Source organism: Nonomuraea cavernae, from assembly GCF_014646355.1.
In the GTDB taxonomy this organism is placed as follows: domain Bacteria; phylum Actinomycetota; class Actinomycetes; order Streptosporangiales; family Streptosporangiaceae; genus Nonomuraea; species Nonomuraea cavernae.
The window spans coordinates 105930-120786 of record NZ_BMNH01000009.1; the positions used below are offsets into that span (position 1 = coordinate 105930).

Sequence of the window (14857 nt, forward strand, 5' to 3'; positions counted from 1 at the left end):
GGCCGGAACGCCCACCCGCCTCCGCGGCCACCCGCAGAACGGGCCCGCCGTAGACAACGCCCACCCGCCTCCGCGGCCACCCGCAGAACAGACCCGCCGTAGACAACGCCCACCCGCCGCAGCACCCACAGAACAAACCGCACCCACGAAGGGCCCCGGGAAACAGAGGGAGCCGAGCCGCGAATCGAGGGCTCCATCCAAATGCCCAGATTCCAGGCCGCTCCCGCAAAGGGAGGACATCATTGACGTCCATGCCGTCGACCCACGTCGCACCCCCTCCCGGCGCACAGGCGTTGACCAGGCTCCGGGCACGGGCCCGCGCCGCCCGCCGGACCGCGCTCATCGCGCTGACCGGCCAGATCGCCCTGCTCTCCTGCGCCCAGTCACTCGCCGAGCGGGCGGCGACCGGCCAGGAGGCACCGCAGGCCGTGCCGCCGCTGGCCGTACTGTCGCTGATCCTGTTCGCGGGCGGGCTGCCCGTGCTGGCCGTCACCCAGGCAGCCTGGGGCTCCCGCGAGCGCGCCGCGCGCAGGCGCGAGCGGGAGCTCTACGCCGTCCGCCGCGAAACCCCCGGCCAGCCACTGAGCAGGCTGGTCATGGCCTGCGGCTGGGCCGTGACGCTGCTGCTCGGCTTCACCCTGCCGCGACTGTTCGAGGCGGCCGGGTGGCACGGCCTCGCGAGCGCGTCGACCACGGCGGTGGAGGCGCTCTCGCTGGTGAGCGTGGCGGCCGGGGTGTGCTTCGTCACCTGGTGGGCGCGCGACGCGCTGGGGATCGCGGCGCGCGCCGTCCGGCGGGGCAGGCCGCCGGCGGATCCGTGGGATCCCGGCCGGGGGCGGAGCGCGCGGCCGGCGAGGAGCGCGGCGCTCTGGACGGGCGCGGGCGCGGCGGTCGCCGTCCTGGCCGGGACCCGCGCCCACCTCTGGGAGCCGCCGGCCGCCGTGCTCTGCGCGCTGGCGGCGGCCACCCTCGTCTGCGGTCTAGTTACTGACGAGTAGCATTGGTTCGACAGCTGTCCAGCAACGAGGAGCGAATCCGTGCCTTCCTCTCGTGACGTCGTGTTCGTCGACGGCGTTCGCACGCCTTTCGGCCGGTCCGGGCCCAAGGGACTGTACGCGGAGACCCGAGCCGACGACCTGGTCGTCCGGGTCATCCGCGAACTGATCCGGCGCAACCCCGGCCTGCCGCCCGAGCGGGTGGACGAGGTCGCCATCGCCGCCACCACCCAGATCGGCGACCAGGGCCTGACCATCGGCCGCTCGGCCGCGGTGCTGGCCGGACTGCCCAAGTCGGTGCCCGGCTACGCGATCGACCGCATGTGCGCGGGCGCGATGACGGCGGTCACCACGGTCGCGGGCGGCATCGCGTTCGGCGCGTACGACGTGGCGATCGCGGGCGGCGTCGAGCACATGGGCCGCCACCCGATGGGCGAGGGCGTCGACCCCAACCCGAGGTTCCTGTCGGAGAAGCTCGTCGACCCGAGCGCGCTCATCATGGGCATGACGGCGGAGAACCTGCACGACCGCTACCCCTCGATCACCAAGGACCGTGCCGACGCCTACGCGGCGCTGTCGCAGGAGAAGGTGGCCAAGGCCTACGCCGACGGCAAGATCCAGCCCGACCTGGTGCCGACCGCGATCCGGACGGCCGAGAAGGGCTGGGGCCTGGCGACCGAGGACGAGGCCCCACGGCCCGGCACCACGGTCGAGGGCCTGAGCGGCCTGAAGACGCCGTTCCGCCCGCACGGCAACGTCACCGCGGGCAACGCCTCCGGCGTCAACGACGGCGCGACCGGCTGCGTCGTCGCCGCCCGGGAGGTCGCCGAGGAGCTGGGGCTGACGGCCAGGATGCGGCTGGTGTCCTACGCGTTCGCCGGGGTGGACCCCGAGGTGATGGGCGTGGGGCCGATCCCCTCGACCGAGCGGGCGCTGCGCCTGGCCGGGTTGTCCATCTCCGACATCGGGCTGTTCGAGGTCAACGAGGCGTTCGCCGTACAGGTGCTGGCCTTCCTGGAGCACTTCGGTCTCGCCGACGACGACCCCCGCGTGAACCCCTACGGCGGCGCGATCGCGTTCGGCCACCCGCTGGCCTCCTCGGGCGTGCGGCTGATGACGCAGTTGGCCCGGCAGTTCGGCGAGCGCCCCGACGTGCGCTACGGCATCACCACCATGTGCGTCGGCATGGGCATGGGCGGCACCGTGATCTGGGAGAACCTTGTATGAGCGACCTCAACAACCTCGACGGCTGGCGCGCGCTGCTGAGCGAGCGCAACGGAGCCCGCGCGGACGAAGTCGTCACCAAGGCGCTGGTGCGCGACGTGGAGCTGCCCGGCGGCGCCGGCACGATGGCGCTGATCACGCTGGACAACGGCTTCGACCACACCAGGCCCAACACCTTCGGGCCGCGCGGCCTCTTCGCGCTGAACGGCGCGCTGTCGGAGATCGAGGCCCGCACCGACCTGGTCGCGGTGGGCGTCACGGGCAAGCCGTTCATCTTCGCCGTCGGCGCCGACCTCAAGGGGGCGTCCGCGGTGACCTCCCGCGAGGAGGCGCTCGCGATCGGCCGCCTCGGACACCACGTGTTCCGCCGGCTGGGCGAGCTGCCGATCCCGTCGTTCGCGTTCGTCAACGGCGCGGCGATGGGCGGCGGGCTGGAGATCGCGCTGCACTGCGCGTATCGGACGATCTCCTCGGGAGTGCCGGCGGTCGCGCTGCCGGAGTGTTTCCTCGGCCTGGTGCCCGGCTGGGGCGGCACGCAGCTGCTCCCCCGCCTGATCGGCCCGGCCAAGGCGATCAAGCTGATCATCGAGAACCCGCTGGCGCAGAACCGCATGACCAGCGGGGCCCAGGCGTTCGAGCTGGGCGTCGCCGACGCGATGTTCGAGCCGGCCGACTTCCTGGAGGAGTCGCTGCGCTGGGCGGCCAGGGTGATCACCGGTGACCTCACCGTCGATCGGGACGAGACCGACCAGGACAGGGCCGACCAGGACGGGGCCGACTGGGACAAGGCGGTGGCCGACGCGCGCTTCCTGGTCGACATGAAGCTGCACGGCGCCTCCCCCGCCCCCTACCGGGCGCTCGACCTCATCGCCCAGGCCCGTACGGCCTCGCGCGACGACGGCTTCGCGGCCGAGGACGAGGCGCTGGCCGACCTGCTGATGGGCGACGAGCTGCGGGCCGGGCTCTACTCGTTCGATCTGGTGCAGCACCGCGCCAAGCGGCCGGCGGGCGCCCCCGACCGGGCGCTGGCCCGCAAGGTCACCAAGGTCGGCGTGGTGGGCGCGGGGCTGATGGCCTCGCAGATGGCGCTGCTGTTCGCCCGCCGGCTGGAGGTGCCGGTCGTGCTGACCGACCTCGACCAGGCCCGGCTGGACAAGGGTGTCGGCTACGCGCACGCCGAGATCGACAAGCTGCTGGCCAAGGGCCGGGTCTCGGCCGATCGGGCCAACCGGCTCAAGGCCCTGGTGACGGGCTCGCTGACCAAGGACGCGTTCGCCGACGCCGACTTCGTCATCGAGGCCGTGTTCGAGGACCTGGCGGTCAAGAAGCAGGTGTTCGCCGAGGTCGAGGCGGTGGTCTCGGCGGAGTGCACGCTGGCGACCAACACCTCGTCGCTCTCGCTGACGGAGATGGGCGCGGACCTGGAGCACCCGGAGCGGCTGGTCGGGTTCCACTTCTTCAACCCGGTCGCCGTGATGCCGCTGCTGGAGATCGTCAAGGGCGCCGCGACGGACGACGCGACGCTGGCCACGGCGTTCGCCGTCGGCAAGTCGCTGAAGAAGTCGTCCGTGCTGGTCAAGGACGCGCCGGCGTTCGTGGTCAACCGGCTGCTCACCCGCTTCATGGGCGAGGTCATCGCCGCGGTCGACGAGGGCACGCCGCTGGAGACGGCCGAGCACGCGCTGGACGACCTCGGGCTGCCGATGACGCCGTTCGCGCTGCTCCAGCTGGTCGGCCCGGCTGTCGGCCTGCACGTGGCCGAGACGCTGCACGCGGCGTTCCCCGAGCGCTTCGGCGTCTCGGAGAACATGGCCAAGCTGGTCGCCTCCGGCAAGCCCGGCGTGTACGCGCCCGACTTCTCGCTCGATCCCGAGGCGGTGGCCCTGTTCGCGGGAGGCTCCTCGCCGTCCTCCGCCCAGGAGGTACGACGGCGCGTGCTGGAGGCGCTGGCCGAGGAGATCCGCATCATGCTGGACGAGGGCGTGGTCGCGGCGGCCCAGGACATCGACCTGTGCATGATCCTGGGCGCGGGCTGGCCGTTCCACCTGGGCGGCGTCACGCCGTTCCTGGACCGGTCCGGCTTCGCCCGGCCGCGCTTCCTGGAGCCCGGCGTGGCCTCGCTGCCCGCCTGATCCTCTGCGAGAGGGGACCCGCTGCGACGGGTCCCCTTTTATCAGCCTTTGCCCGACAGCTGATCACGTGGCGCAATCAAGAGTCGATCCAAGGCCAGTGTCGAGCAGCCGCCGGGTAAGACCCGCACTATGCACATCGTGAACAGGCTGCTACTCACCGCAGCGATCAGCATCCCCGCGCTCGGCGCAGCGGGCGCCGCCTCGGCACTCGCCTCGACGCCGGTGTCCGCGGGCCACCACGCCCGGTCGGTCCTGACGATCACCGTCACGGACAGCAGCGGGAAGTCGAAGGCCTACCGGCTCACCTGCGACCGCGACGGTGGCAACCATCCCAATGCGACCGCGGCCTGTGACGCGCTGAGAAGCGTGAACGGGCAGATCTCGAAGTTGAGCCGGCCCGACGCGATCTGCACCCGGGAGTACTCCCCGACCAAGGTGTCGGTCAAGGGCACCTGGCGCGGCGCCAACGTGTCCTTCAGCGGCTCCTACCCCAACAGCTGCCTGGCCCGGGCGGCCGTCGGAGCGGTCTACCCGGAACGCCCGAGGTGATCGCGCGTGGGGGGCGGGCGTCGTCCCGTCCCCCACGACCATCCGGTCACGAGCCCGCCTCGCGCGCCAGCCGGCTGTGCCGATAGCCGTAGGTGAAGTAGAGCACCGCCCCGATGAGCATCCACACCACGAACCGCAGCCAGGTCTCGACCGGCAGATTGAGCATCAGGTAGAAGCAGGCGAGCACCGACAGGATCGGCAGCACCGGCACCATCGGCGTACGGAAGGACCGCGGCAGGTCGGGCCGCGTCCGGCGCAGGATGATCACCCCGGCCGACACCACCACGAACGCGAACAGCGTGCCGATGTTGACCAGCTCGGCCAGCGCCCCGAGTGAGATGAAGCCGGCCAGCAGGGCCGCCACCACGCCGATGATCACCGTGAGCCGGGCCGGCGTGCCGAATCTGGGGTGCACCTTGGCCAGCTGACGCGGCAGCAGCCCGTCGCGGCACATGGCGAACAGCACCCGCGTCTGCCCGAGCATCAGGATCATCACCACCGTGGTGAGACCGGCGATCGCGCCGATGCTGATGAGCGTGGCCGCCCACGTCTGGCCGACCGCGGTGAACGCGTCGGCGAGCGGCGCCTCGGTGCTCAGCTCGCGGTAGTTCTGCATGCCCACAACGACGAGCGAGACCGCCACGTACAGCAGGGTGCAGATCGTCAGCGACCCGATGATGCCGCGGGGCAGGTCGCGCTGCGGCTTGATGGTCTCCTCTGCGGCGGTGGCCACGATGTCGAACCCGATGAAGGCGAAGAACACGATCGCCGCGGCCGAGAAGATGCCGATCACGCCGAAGGCGACCGGAGTGAGGCCGAACAGCACCTGGATCAGCGGCGCCTTCAGCCCGGAGACCTGTTCGGTGGGGATCGAGGCGGGGACGAACGGCGAGAAGTTGGCCGCCTTCACGAAGAACAGCCCGGCCACGATGACCAGCAGGATCACCGCGACCTTGATGGTCACGATGACCAGGTTGACCCGGGAGGACAGCTTGATGCCGGCCACCAGGACGCCGGTCAGCATCAGCACCACGACCATCGCGGGCACGTTCACCGTGGCGTTCTCGCCGGCGATCGACGCGGGCAGGTCGAGGCCGAGCGACGACAGGAGCGAGGCGAAGTAGCCCGACCAGCCGACCGCGACCACCGCGGCGGCCAGGGCCATCTCCAGCATCAGGTCCCAGCCGATGATCCAGGCGGGGAACTCGCCGAGGGTGGCGAAGGAGAAGGTGTAGGCGGAGCCGGCGACCGGGATCGTGGAGGCGAGCTCGGCGTAGCAGAGCGCGGCGAGACCGCAGACGACCGCGGCGACGATGAAGGAGACGGCCACGGCGGGGCCCGCGAGCTCCTTGGCCACCTGCCCGGTCAGCACGAAGATGCCGGTGCCGACGATCACACCGATGCCGAAGACCGTGAGGTCGGTGGCGGTCAGACGTTTGCGCAGCCGATGTTCCGGAGCCTCGGTGTCGCGGATCGACTGCTCGACATTCTTGGTGCGAAGGATGTCCACGATCTCCGACCTTCCCTGACCGCAGGCGGTCATGCACGCTCCCCCGCCGTAGAGGAGCGTGCCGGGACGTGACCGTGGGGCCGGTCAGGAGTTAGCGGTCTGGCTCTCGATCGGCTGGCTCCGCTTCGCGACCGCCTCGGTGATCTCGCGGGCGAGGTCCTGGCCGGTCAGCCCGATGCGGCCGAGGATCGCGGCTCGCTTGGCGTGGTCGAGGAAGTGCTGCGGGATGCCGTAGGTGCGCACGGGCACATCGATGTCGGCGTCGCGCAGCAGGCGGGCCACCGCGTCGCCGACACCGCCGACGCGGCCGTTGTCCTCGACGACGACGACCAGCTTGTGCGTGGCCGCCGCGCCCGCGAGGGCCTCGTCGAGCGGCTTGACCCAGCGCGGATCGACCACGGTGGCCGAGATGCCCTGGGCGTCGAGCAGGACGGCCGCGTCCATGCAGACCTGGGCCATCGGGCCGACGCCGACCAGCAGCACGTCGGGGTCGGCGGCGCGCAGCACGTCCATGTCGCCCAGCTTGCCCACGGCCTCGATCGGCTCGGCGACGGGACCCTTGGGGAAGCGCAGCACGGTGGGCCCGTCGGAGACGGCCACGGCCTCGCCGAGCAGCTCGGTCAGCCGCTCGCCGTCGCGCGGCACCGCGATCCGCAGGCCGGGCACGACCTGCAGGATCGACAGGTCCCACATGCCGTTGTGGCTGGCGCCGTCGTCACCGGTGACGCCGGCCCGGTCGAGCACCACGGTGACCGGCAGCCGGTGCAGGGCCACGTCCATGAGGAGCTGGTCGAAGGCGCGGTTGAGGAAGGTCGCGTAGACGGCGACGACCGGGTGCATGCCGCCGAGCGCGAGGCCGGCCGCGCTGGTCAGCGCGTGCTGCTCAGCGATGCCGACGTCGTAGATGCGCTCGGGGTAGGCGTCGGCGAAGGCGGCCAGGCCGGTCGGGTGGAGCATGGCCGCGGTGATCGCGACCAGATCCTCGCGCTCCTTGCCCAGCCTGACCAGCTCCTCGCTGAACACGTTGGTCCAGATGCGGCCCTTGGGCTTCTCGGCGCCGGTCTCGCGGTCGAACGCGCCGGGCGAGTGGAACTGGTCCTCGTCGTGCTCCTCGGCCGGGGTGTAGCCGCGGCCCTTCTGGGTCAGCGCGTGCACGATGACCGGGCCGCGGAAGTCGCGGGCGGTGCGCAGCGCCGCCTCCATGGCCTGCTCGTCGTGGCCGTCGATCGGGCCGATGTACTTGAGGCCGAGGTCCTCGAACATGGCCTGCGGGGCCAGGATGTCCTTGACGCCCTTCTTGAAGCCGTGGAGCGCGTCGTAGAGGACGGGAACGTTCCCGATCTTCTCCTTGACGTACTCGAGCACCTCCTCGTAGCGGCGGGTGACCCGCAGCTTGGACAGGTGGGAGGCGAGCCCGCCGATGGTCGGCGAGTAGGAGCGGCCGTTGTCGTTGACCACGATGACGACCGGCAGGTCCTTGACGGCCGCGATGTTGTTGAGCGCCTCCCAGGCCATGCCGCCGGTGAGCGCGCCGTCGCCGATCACCGCGACCACCGTGCGGTCGCGCTCGCCGCGCAGCTTGAACGCCTTGGCCAGTCCGTCGGCGTAGGACAGCGCGGTGGAGGCGTGCGAGTTTTCGATGAAGTCGTGCTCGGACTCGGCCTGGCTCGGGTAGCCGGACAGGCCGCCCTCCTGCTTGAGCGCGTCGAATCCGGCGGCCCGGCCGGTGAGCAGCTTGTGCACGTAGGCCTGGTGACCGGTGTCCCAGACGACGGGGTCGCCGGGCGAGTCGAAGACCCGGTGGATGGCGATCGTCAGCTCGACCACGCCCAGGTTGGGCCCCAGGTGCCCGCCCAGGCGGGCGCACACGTCGACGAGCAGGTCACGGATCTCCCCCGCCAGCCTCGGCAGCTCCTCGACATCGAGCCGTTTGACGTCGTGCGGTCCCTCAACCGAGCCCAGCAACCCGCTCACGGATGCGATCCCCTCTGCTTCTGTGCGCCAACGGATCGAGTCTAGTTCGTGGTCGTCACGCTGACTCCATCGAGTCAATTGCGTCCATATTTGTACGATCTTGACCTAGTCTTTCACTCATTATGAACACTCTCCCCCTGAAGACACTGACGACTCTCGTGGCGGCCGGCGCGGTGATCGGGCTGGCGGGCACGGGCACGGCGTCAGCCGCAACACAGCCCACCGGCCAGGCACAACAGCAGGTCACGGCCCCACCGAGAGGCAAGGCGGCGGCGACGGCCAACCCGCTGTACAAGACCGGACGGCTCGCGTCATCCAACTGCTCCCCCGGCTCGCTCCCGCGCGGCAGCACCGCCGCCTACAAGCGCTTCCTGACTCGGGTGACCAACTGCCTGAACCGGTCGTGGGCCACCCAGTTCCGTAAGGCCGGCCTGCCCTTCAGCAAGCCCCGGCTGCGCATCATCACCAAGAAGGTGCGCACGCCCTGCGGCCCCTGGAGCGCGGGCGCCGACGGCGTCTACTGCTCGGCCGACCGCACGATGTACATGCTCATCACCAAGACGCAGCTGCGCAGGCCGTACGCGCTGGGCATCACCCGCCTGATGGCCCACGAGTACGGTCACCACGTCCAGCAGGTGTCCGGCATCTGGAACTACTACTGGTCCGCCAGGAACAGCACCGGCCGCTCGGGCCAGCTGCAGCTCTCGCGCCGCTCCGAGCTCCAGGCCGAGTGCTTCTCCGCGGCCTTCATGAGCACGATCAGGAACACGCTCCCCGTCGACCCGGCCGAGTGGGACCACACCGTCGAGTGGTTCCGCCAGAACGGTGCCAAGGCCTGGGCGCAGAACGACCATGGCAAGGGCCCCACGCAGGCCTTCTGGATGAACCGCGGCTTCAACTCCGGCTCGCCCGGCTCCTGCAACACCTGGCGCGTCTCGGCGCGCTACGTCTCCTAGTCACGACCTTGGGGCGGCCGCGTCACACCGGCGCGGCCGCGCTGTGGGTTTCATGGCAAAAGCAAAGAATTAGTAAACAAATTCGCATTAACTGGTCTAGTATCCGCGATCGTGCGTATTCCCCTTGTCGCAGCATCCGTCTGCATCACCGTGGGCCTGGTCCTGACCGGCACCGCCAACGCGGAGACCGCCAAGCCCTCCGCTGCGGCCGAGATCGCCGCACCGCCCGCCGTACTGACCAAGAACAAGATCTACCGCTCCGGTACGCCGTCACCGCAGTCGTGCGGGGCCCCCGACATCACCCGGGGCAGCACCGCCTCCCTCAAGACCTTCCACCGGGCGATGGCCCGCTGCGCCGACCGCTTCTGGGCCGCCCGCTTCAGGGCCGCCGGGCTGAGGTACACCCCGCCCAAGGTCACCATCACCACCGGCAGTAGCTCGGTCTGCGGCAAGATCACCAACAACGGCGCACAGTACTGCCCCGTGCAGCGGACGGTCGTGATCCGCATCATGAAGCGTGACCTGCGCGACCCGTTCCGGATGAACATCGCCCACTCCGCCGCCCACGAGTGGGGCCACCACGTGCAGGAGCTCACCGGCATCCTGGACGCGCAGAACAGGCTCTACTGGCGCGCCCGCGGCCAGGCCCGCACCATCCTCAGCCACCGCCTGGAGATGCAGGCCGAGTGCTTCGCCGGCCTCTTCTACAGCGCCACGCTCGACACGCTCAACACCGGCATCACCTGGGACCAGTGGACCGACGCGGTGTCCAGGGGCACCGAGAGCAAGGCCCACGGCAAGCCGCGCAACCTCGCCTACTGGCAGAACCGCGGTTACAACGGCGGCTCGGCCCGCTACTGCAACACCTGGACCGTGTCCAACGCGCGCGTCGCCTGACGTCAGCCGGTGACCCGCGCCAGCACCTCGAGCGGGTCCGCGAGCACGTGGGCGAAGGCCAGCTCGGCCGCGCCCACGAGCGTCGCGTCGTCGGCCAGCGCCGAGGTGCGCAACCGGAGCCGCTCCCGCTGGGGAGCCATGGCGTGCAGCGCCATCCGGCTGCGCACCTGGGCCGCCGACCCCAGATAGATCTCCCTGAGCATGCCGCCGAAGATGACCATCTCGGGGTTGAAGATGTTAACCAGGTTGGCGACGCCCAGCCCGAGCCAGTCGCCGACCCTCTTCAGCGCCTCCTGCGCGACGATGTCGCCCCGGTCGGCCGCGTCCACCACCGCCCGCACCGCGTCGCGGCCGTGCTGGCCGCCGCCGAGCTTGCCCGCCGCCTCCAGCAGCGCCCGCTCGCCCACCTCGGCCTCCAGGCAGCCGCGCGAGCCGCAGCCGCAGACTCGCCCGCCGGGATTGACCACCATGTGGCCGACCTCGCCGCCGTAGCCCTCGTGGCCGCCGAGCAGGTGACCGCCCGCGATGATGCCGCCGCCGATGCCGACGTCGCCGTGCAGGTAGATCAGGTCACGTACGGCGACGCCGACGCCCCGGCTGTGCTCGGCCAGCGCCGCCAGGTTGGCGTCGTTGCCCACGCTGACCGGCAGCCCGAGGCCCAGCCTGCGGCCCAGCTCCTCGCCGAACGGGATCTCCTCGGCCTGCAGGTTGGGGCCGAACCTGATCACGCCGTCACCCTTGCGCACCCCGCCCGAGACGGCCGCGGCGGCGCCCACGCAGACCGTGTCGGCCCGCGTCTTGCGCCGCATCTGCCGGGCGAACCCGGCCAGCATCCCGGCCAGCTCCTCCAGCTCGAAGGGACCGCGCCGGCGTACGGCCTCCCTGCGGTCGAGAATCGTCCCGCCGAGCCCCACCCGGGCCACCGCCAGCCGGTCGGGCCCCACGTCGAAGGCGAACACGTAGACCCGTGACGACTCCGGGCGCACCACCAGCGAGGGGCGGCCGGCCCGGCCCGTCTCGCGCGGCAGCTCCTCCCGCACCAGCCCGGCGGCGGTGAGATCGGAGGTGAGCGCCATGATCGTGCTGCGGTTGAGGCCCATCTTGGAGGTGAGCTCGGCCCGCGACGTCGGCCCCCCGAGGTGCACGTGCCGCAGCAGCGCGCCGAGGTTGTGGCGCCTGATGTCCTCCTGCGAGGGGCCGGCACGCATCGTCTGGTTGTCCTTACGAGGGTGGAAGTCGCTGATCACCTTAGACCAGCGGCAGCCGCCCGCTTGCGCGCCAGGGCGTCCACACCGGCGGCGAGCAACAGGACGAACCCGGTCACCAGGTACTTCACACTCGCGCCGTACTGCATCAGCCCCATGCCGTTCTCGATCACGGCGATGACCGCGCCGCCGAGAATCGCGTCGAGCGCCCTGCCCTTGCCCCCGAACAGGCTGGTCCCGCCGATGACGGCCGCGCCCACAGCGTAGAGGAGCACGGAGCTGCCGCCGGTGTTCGGGTCGACCGAGCTGGCCCGCGAGGCCGCGATCACCCCGCCGACGGCGGCCATCGAGGAGCAGATCACGAACGCGCTGATCCGGATCCGGTCCACCGCGATGCCCGCCCGCCGGGCCGCCTCCGCGTTGCCGCCGACCGCGTACAGGTGCCGTCCGAACGCGGTGCGGCTCAGCACGAACGTCCAGAGCACGAGCAGCGCGAGGATGACCGGCACCACGATCGGCACCCCGGTGAGCGAGGCGAACTCCGGGTTGAAGCTGCGTTCGAGGTTGAGCACGTACACCGCGACGCCGGCGACGACGGCCAGGGCGCCCACCCGGCCCGCGATCATGGAGAGCGGCTCGGCGACCAGGCCGCGCCGGGCGCGCTTGCGAGCCCGGGTGAGCTGGACCAGCGCGTACGCCGCGACGCACCCGGCGTACAGTCCCCAGCCGAGGGCCGGGGGCAGGTTCTTCTGCGCGATCGCCTTGATCACCGGGTCGTTGATCGAGATGTTGGTGCCCTCGCTCACCAGCACCAGGGCGAGCCCCTGGAAGGCGAGGAACGCGGCCAGCGTCACCACGAACGACGGGATGCCCACCTTGGCGACCAGGGTGCCGAGCATGGTGCCGATGATCACGCCGCTGACGATCGCCGCGAGCACGGCCACGTACCATGGCAGGCCCATCTCGGTCAGCGTGACCGCGAGGACGGCGGCGCAGACGCCGCTGGTGAACCCGGCCGACAGGTCGATCTCGCCGAGCAGCAGGACGAACACCAGGCCCATCGCGATCACCGTGATCGCCGCGCCCTGGGTGAACAGGTTGGCGAAGTTGATGGCGGTGAGGAAGGAGGGCCGGGCCAGGGCGAAGGCCGTGCAGAGGACCAGCAGCCCGAAGACCGCGGGAAGCGCGCCCATATCGCCGCCGCGGACCCGCTCCAGGTAGGCACGCGAGCTGTTGGTGATGGACGGTGAGCTGGCCGCCGCGACGACGGCCTCGCCCGGAAGTTCCTTGACCTTGCTCATGGTGCGGTCCCGTTCTTGAGGCCGAGGTCTCCGCTCCGGCCGGAGGTGATCAGTTCGACGATCTGGGCGTGGGTCACGTCGGCCGTCCTCACCTGGGCGGCCATCCTGCCCAGGTAGAGGGCCGCGATCCGGTCGGAGACGGCGAACACGTCGTTCATGTTGTGCGAGATGAGGACGACGGCCAGGCCCTTGTCGGCCAGCCGGCGCACCAGCTCCAGCACCTGCGCGGTCTGCGCGACGCCCAGCGCCGCGGTCGGCTCGTCGAGGATGACCACCTTGCTGTCCCACAGCACGGCCTTGGCGATGGCGACGGTCTGCCGCTGCCCGCCCGACAGGCTGGAGACCCGCTGCCGGATCGACTTCACGGTGCGGACGGACAGCCCTTCGAGCGTCTCGCCGGCGAGCTCCTCCATCGTGGCCTCGTCGAGCACGAGGCCGTTCTTGCGCTCCCTGCCGAGGAACATGTTCTGGACGATGTCCAGGTTGTCGCAGAGCGCCAGATCCTGGTAGACGATCTCGATGCCGAGCTCGCCGGCGTCGCGCGGGCCGTGCACCTGCACGGGCCGGCCGTCGAAGACGATCTCGCCGGCGTCGATGGGATGGATGCCGCCGACACACTTGACCAGCGTCGACTTGCCGGCGCCGTTGTCGCCGACCAGCGCGGTCACCTCGCCGGCGTAGGCCGAGAAGGTGACGTCGTGCAGGACCTGCACCGGGCCGAAGCTCTTGTCGATCCCGCGCACTTCGAGCAGGGGGGTCATGGGTCTCCCTCGGGGAAGGGCACGGCCCCCGTTCGTGGCGTGGGCCGTGCCCTGTTCCGCTCTGTTACTGGACGCCGGTTACTGGATGCCGGCCTCGGTGCACTTGGCGGCGAAGTCACCGGTGCACAGGTCCTCCTTGGCGACGTAACCGTCGGCCACGACGTCCTTGACGTTCTCGAACGTGATGGCCTGCGGGTCGAGCAGCTCGGACGGGACGTCCTGGCCGCTCTCCGGGTCCTTGACGCTGCCGCTCGCCGTCGGCTTCTCGCCCTTGGCCAGCGCGACCGCGAGCTTGGCCGCCGCGTCGGCCTCCTTCTTGACGGCCTTGTAGACGGTCATGCACTGGTCGCCCGCGAGGATGTTCTGCAGGCCCTGGACGGTGGCGTCCTGGCCGGTGACCGGCACCTTGCCGTTGAGGTTGTTCTTCTTCAGCACGGTGATGGCGGCGTTGCCGAGGCCGTCGTTGGCCGCCAGCACACCGGCGATCTTGGGCTCGGTGGTGAGCATCTGCTCGAAGATCGTGCCGGCCTGGGTGTTGTCCCATTCGGGGACGGCCTGGTCGGGGCCCTTGACGTACTCGCCGGCGTCGAACTTCGGCTTGAGCACGCCGTCGTAGCCCTGCTTGAACAGGGTGGCGTTGTTGTCGGTGGGAGAGCCGTTGAGGTAGGCCACGATCGGCTTGTCGGCCTTCTTGTCGGCCAGGCACTTGCTCAGGCCCTCACCCTGCAGGGTGCCGACCTTGGTGTTGTCGAAGCTGACGTAGAAGGCGGCGCCGCCGCCCAGGGTCAGCCGGTCGTAGTCGATGGTCGCCACGCCTCGCGACTTGGCCTTCTCGATGACGGACTTGCCGGTGCCGCTGTCCAGGTTGACGATCATCAGCACGGTGGCGCCGTTGGTCATCATCTGGTCGGCGATGGTCTGGAACGCGGTCTTGTCGTTCTGCGCGTTCTGGATGTCGTAGGCCACGCCCGCGGCCTTGAACGCCTCTTCCAGGTATTTGCGGTCCGCTGTCTCCCAGCGGGCCGAGGATTTGCTGTCGGGCAGGATGACGCCGATCTTCCCGGCCTTCTGTGAACTCTCTGCCGTCGAAGTGGCGCCGGTCTGACCGCTGTCGCCCCCGCAGGCGGTGAGACCGAGGGCGAGCGCGGCGGCTGCGGCGGTCAGGCTGAGGATCCCCATGCGCATGGTGCAGGGTCCTTTCTTCCGGAGGCACCCGGATGAATGTTGTTTGCGGCAACGTATTCCTGGTACGGCCTGCTTTGGAAGACCCCTGATGCGCACGATTTGTTGTTCCGGGTAACAATCCAGAAACGTGCGGGCCGGGCGACCGGTGCTCGTCGTCACGTCCTCCCG

12 protein-coding genes are annotated in these 14857 nt (G+C 70.5%); 6 read left to right on the plus strand and 6 right to left on the minus strand.

From position 1 onward, the window contains the following. The first annotated feature begins 251 nt into the window (after window positions 1-251). The 4 genes from IEY82_RS17275 to IEY82_RS17290 all read left to right on the plus strand — a co-directional run bounded on the left by IEY82_RS17275 (window position 252) and on the right by IEY82_RS17290 (window position 4900). Window positions 252-998, plus strand: coding sequence for a hypothetical protein (locus IEY82_RS17275; protein ID WP_189125152.1), 747 nt, complete (start codon window positions 252-254; stop codon window positions 996-998). A 60-nt stretch (window positions 999-1058) separates the two neighbouring features. Then, window positions 1059-2222: a thiolase family protein gene (locus IEY82_RS17280; protein WP_372459731.1), complete on the plus strand. Its 1164-nt coding sequence runs from the start codon at window positions 1059-1061 to the stop codon at window positions 2220-2222. Then, window positions 2219-4351 (plus strand): 3-hydroxyacyl-CoA dehydrogenase NAD-binding domain-containing protein, encoded by a 2133-nt coding sequence (locus tag IEY82_RS17285; protein WP_189125154.1) that lies wholly within the window; start codon window positions 2219-2221, stop codon window positions 4349-4351. The genes IEY82_RS17280 and IEY82_RS17285 overlap by 4 nt, the downstream gene beginning before the upstream one ends. Window positions 4352-4489: 138 nt before the next feature. Then, window positions 4490-4900, plus strand: a complete 411-nt coding sequence (locus IEY82_RS17290) for an SSI family serine proteinase inhibitor (protein ID WP_189125155.1) — start codon at window positions 4490-4492, stop codon at window positions 4898-4900. A 46-nt stretch (window positions 4901-4946) separates the two neighbouring features. Here IEY82_RS17290 and IEY82_RS17295 read toward each other — a convergent pair whose 3' ends face one another. Together IEY82_RS17295 and dxs are read right to left on the minus strand one after the other, a co-directional pair. Next, the gene (locus IEY82_RS17295) at window positions 4947-6443 is read right to left on the minus strand and encodes an amino acid permease (protein ID WP_225263295.1); all 1497 of its coding nucleotides are present in this window, start codon (window positions 6441-6443) and stop codon (window positions 4947-4949) included. Between the two features lie 51 nt (window positions 6444-6494). Beyond that, the gene (dxs, locus tag IEY82_RS17300; protein WP_189125265.1) at window positions 6495-8375 is read right to left on the minus strand and encodes a 1-deoxy-D-xylulose-5-phosphate synthase; all 1881 of its coding nucleotides are present in this window, start codon (window positions 8373-8375) and stop codon (window positions 6495-6497) included. Window positions 8376-8506: 131 nt separating this feature from the next. Between dxs and IEY82_RS17305 the strand changes: the two genes are divergently transcribed. Continuing rightward, window positions 8507-9340 carry a neutral zinc metallopeptidase gene (locus IEY82_RS17305; RefSeq protein ID WP_189125156.1) on the plus strand — a complete coding sequence of 278 codons (834 nt, stop codon included), beginning with the start codon at window positions 8507-8509 and terminating at the stop codon, window positions 9338-9340. 111 nt (window positions 9341-9451) lie between these two features. Continuing rightward, on the plus strand, window positions 9452-10237 hold the full coding sequence (locus IEY82_RS17310; protein WP_189125157.1) for a neutral zinc metallopeptidase: 786 nt from the start codon (window positions 9452-9454) through the stop codon (window positions 10235-10237). 2 nt (window positions 10238-10239) lie between these two features. Here the strand turns inward: IEY82_RS17310 and IEY82_RS17315 are convergent, their stop codons facing one another. The 4 genes from IEY82_RS17315 to IEY82_RS17330 all read right to left on the minus strand — a co-directional run bounded on the left by IEY82_RS17315 (window position 10240) and on the right by IEY82_RS17330 (window position 14689). Further along, the gene (locus IEY82_RS17315) at window positions 10240-11445 is read right to left on the minus strand and encodes an ROK family transcriptional regulator (protein WP_189125158.1); all 1206 of its coding nucleotides are present in this window, start codon (window positions 11443-11445) and stop codon (window positions 10240-10242) included. 35 nt (window positions 11446-11480) lie between these two features. Next, on the minus strand, window positions 11481-12743 hold the full coding sequence (locus IEY82_RS17320) for a sugar ABC transporter permease (RefSeq protein ID WP_189125159.1): 1263 nt from the start codon (window positions 12741-12743) through the stop codon (window positions 11481-11483). Beyond that, window positions 12740-13504, minus strand: a complete 765-nt coding sequence (locus IEY82_RS17325) for an ATP-binding cassette domain-containing protein (protein WP_189125160.1) — start codon at window positions 13502-13504, stop codon at window positions 12740-12742. Before IEY82_RS17325 ends, IEY82_RS17320 begins: the two co-directional genes overlap by 4 nt. Window positions 13505-13582: 78 nt before the next feature. After that, window positions 13583-14689: a sugar ABC transporter substrate-binding protein gene (locus IEY82_RS17330; RefSeq protein WP_189125161.1), complete on the minus strand. Its 1107-nt coding sequence runs from the start codon at window positions 14687-14689 to the stop codon at window positions 13583-13585. Window positions 14690-14857 lie beyond the last annotated feature (168 nt).

What these genes read in the sequence shown, in the direction of transcription:
- IEY82_RS17275 (WP_189125152.1), top strand. Translation starts at nt 252, where the DNA reads ATGCCGTCGACCCACGTCGCACCCCCTCCCGGCGCACAGGCGTTGACC.
- IEY82_RS17285 (WP_189125154.1), top strand. Translation starts at nt 2,219, where the DNA reads ATGAGCGACCTCAACAACCTCGACGGCTGGCGCGCGCTGCTGAGCGAG.
- IEY82_RS17295 (WP_225263295.1), bottom strand. Translation starts at nt 6,443, where the DNA reads ATGACCGCCTGCGGTCAGGGAAGGTCGGAGATCGTGGACATCCTTCGC.
- IEY82_RS17305 (WP_189125156.1), top strand. Translation starts at nt 8,507, where the DNA reads ATGAACACTCTCCCCCTGAAGACACTGACGACTCTCGTGGCGGCCGGC.
- IEY82_RS17315 (WP_189125158.1), bottom strand. Translation starts at nt 11,445, where the DNA reads ATGCGTGCCGGCCCCTCGCAGGAGGACATCAGGCGCCACAACCTCGGC.
- IEY82_RS17320 (WP_189125159.1), bottom strand. Translation starts at nt 12,743, where the DNA reads ATGAGCAAGGTCAAGGAACTTCCGGGCGAGGCCGTCGTCGCGGCGGCC.
- IEY82_RS17325 (WP_189125160.1), bottom strand. Translation starts at nt 13,504, where the DNA reads ATGACCCCCCTGCTCGAAGTGCGCGGGATCGACAAGAGCTTCGGCCCG.
- IEY82_RS17330 (WP_189125161.1), bottom strand. Translation starts at nt 14,689, where the DNA reads ATGCGCATGGGGATCCTCAGCCTGACCGCCGCAGCCGCCGCGCTCGCC.